3 protein-coding genes are annotated in these 2,001 nt (G+C 42.5%); all 3 read right to left on the reverse strand.

The genetic code is table 11. The features are described 5' to 3' along the window. Positions 1 to 579, reverse strand: a 579-nt coding sequence (locus tag F7C14_RS00575) for a hypothetical protein (RefSeq protein ID WP_290898532.1), incomplete at its 3' end; no start/stop codon positions are given. Next, entirely contained in the window at positions 579 to 926 is a 348-nt protein-coding gene (locus tag F7C14_RS00580; RefSeq protein WP_290898544.1) for an ASCH domain-containing protein, read from the reverse strand. The genes F7C14_RS00580 and F7C14_RS00575, both read right to left, overlap by 1 nt. Further along, positions 877 to 2,001: GNAT family N-acetyltransferase (locus F7C14_RS00585; RefSeq protein ID WP_290898537.1), on the reverse strand; the 1,125-nt coding region annotated here is incomplete at its 5' end. The genes F7C14_RS00585 and F7C14_RS00580, both read right to left, overlap by 50 nt.

Raw genomic sequence — 2,001 nt, forward strand, 5'->3', positions numbered from 1 at the left:
GTAAACGTTCTCCTTCCTTTTGAACAGATTTGCAGCCCCAATTTCCGAGGGTTTCGCCGGATATATCCATCCACCATATATCGAACATCCAACTATTAAGTAAAAAGTGTCATCTGGAACGTTTAGCCTATCAACCGTCTCGTAGGTTATGTAGATTAATCTCGGCGGTATGTTTATCCCAGAATTCCTTCGAAGGTTTTCCCCATCTATTCCCGAGCAATCTACAACAACTTTTGCTTCAATCCTTTCTCCGTTTTCCAAAACAACACCCTTTTTATCGTATGAAACTACCTTTTTCTCCTCTATATCCGACCAAAGAGAATCACAGAGCTTTTGATAGTCAACAAAGGCGAAAATTTCCTCATTAAAGTCGTACTCCACTTTAGTACCTTTAGTGTTCATGAACGTGAGCTTGGAGTAGGTTTTCTTTATCGCCCCTTCATCAACCACTTCTCTAAAAGTCGTTACGGATTTGTTCTTTCTTTTCTTGTTTTTGTCAAAAACAACGATATCGTAGTTTTCCAGCTGGGAGGCTATTAGACTTCCCGCATATCCGGCTCCGATGATTACCACATCCATTATTCCACCAACGAAAAGTGGACTATCGTAACGAATTCGTTATCGTTTATGTTACCGTAAATTTTCTTTAAAGCGTTTATTAACTCTTCTTTGCTTTCGAATCCGTCCCTTTTAGCGTCTTCGTCGGTCAATTCCGATACTCTCTTCACAACAACTCGCTCTATCTTGGCTTTAGCGAAGGGTTCGTAGTTCACCGTAAGCTCAACTATCTTCCCCACCGGATACCTCTTAATTCCTCTTCTCACTGTCGTCGTCTTACCTTTCTTTAAAATCATCTCCACGAATTCTGGATCGAAATTAATCCTCTTCTCCTCCTTCGTAGAACCACCTCCAGAGCTTTTGAACAGCCTTAACCATTTTCTTGTAGGACTTCTCGACGTGAATTTCACTCCAACTTTTAAGCTGCAGACATTTGGCTATGAGCAGCTTTTCCTCATCCTCTTCAAGATCGATTTTTTCAGTCTGAGAATAATAGTAGCGAACGATCGGTTTTATTATGTCCGATGTGTACTCGTAAAGGCTCTGCCCCTGCAAGTACTTCTTTATCCTTCTCCTTTCAACTCTGCCGAACTCGGGCTTCGGAACTCTCGCCGGTTTTAGTATGCTCGAAAGGAGAAGTTTTGTCGTTTCAACCTCCAAATCCTTTAATTCGTCTCCAAGAAGCTCTATAACTCTTCTTATAAACTCCGAATTTATCTCTTCAAGCATTTCATAGACCTTGTCGTTCAAAGCTTTCAAAACTATGGTGGAATGCTCACCGGAAACTTCATTTCTCTGAGGAGTTATGTGCACCGGGATAAAGCCGTTCCTCATCCAGAACCTCAGAAGTTCCGGAGAAACTCCGAATCCGCTTCCAGCCCAGTCCATTCCCTTGCTTTTCGCCCATTCCACAGCTTTCTTCAAAGCGAAGCTGCCAATACCCATGTCCATCACATCTGGGTGGGTTGCGATTCTTACAATTCTTATTCCCGTGAGCTTAGGAAACTCGTAGTTCCAGTAGTGCTTCAAAATTAAATCCGGAATTATCTGACCCTTCGGCTTGTAACCCTTGGCGATTTTCTCTATGGTAGCTTCGTCCATCTTACCCTCTATCGCAATATGCAAGCTGCAAACGGTCTTATTGTTCACCTTAACTCTGAGCGGCAGATGATTGGGCATGTCAAGGAGAATTACCAAATCCGAAGGTCGATTCCTATAGTGGGCGAGAACGTAAATTCCGAAGAATTCCCTAAGTAGCAAATCGTTCTTTATCAATTCGTCCTTATCTATTTCTTCAAACTCAAGCTCTCCTCTCTTTATCTTTTCAATATCCTCCTCTTCTATCTTAGCTGTCTGGGCGTCAAGCATTAACACTTCGTAAAGCCAAGCCTCTATCGGATCCCCTTTTCCGTACCTTATCGGCTCCTCCATGTGTATCTTCAC

Origin of the sequence: Ferroglobus sp., from assembly GCF_015521575.1 — an archaeon.
Lineage (GTDB): Archaea > Halobacteriota > Archaeoglobi > Archaeoglobales > Archaeoglobaceae > Ferroglobus.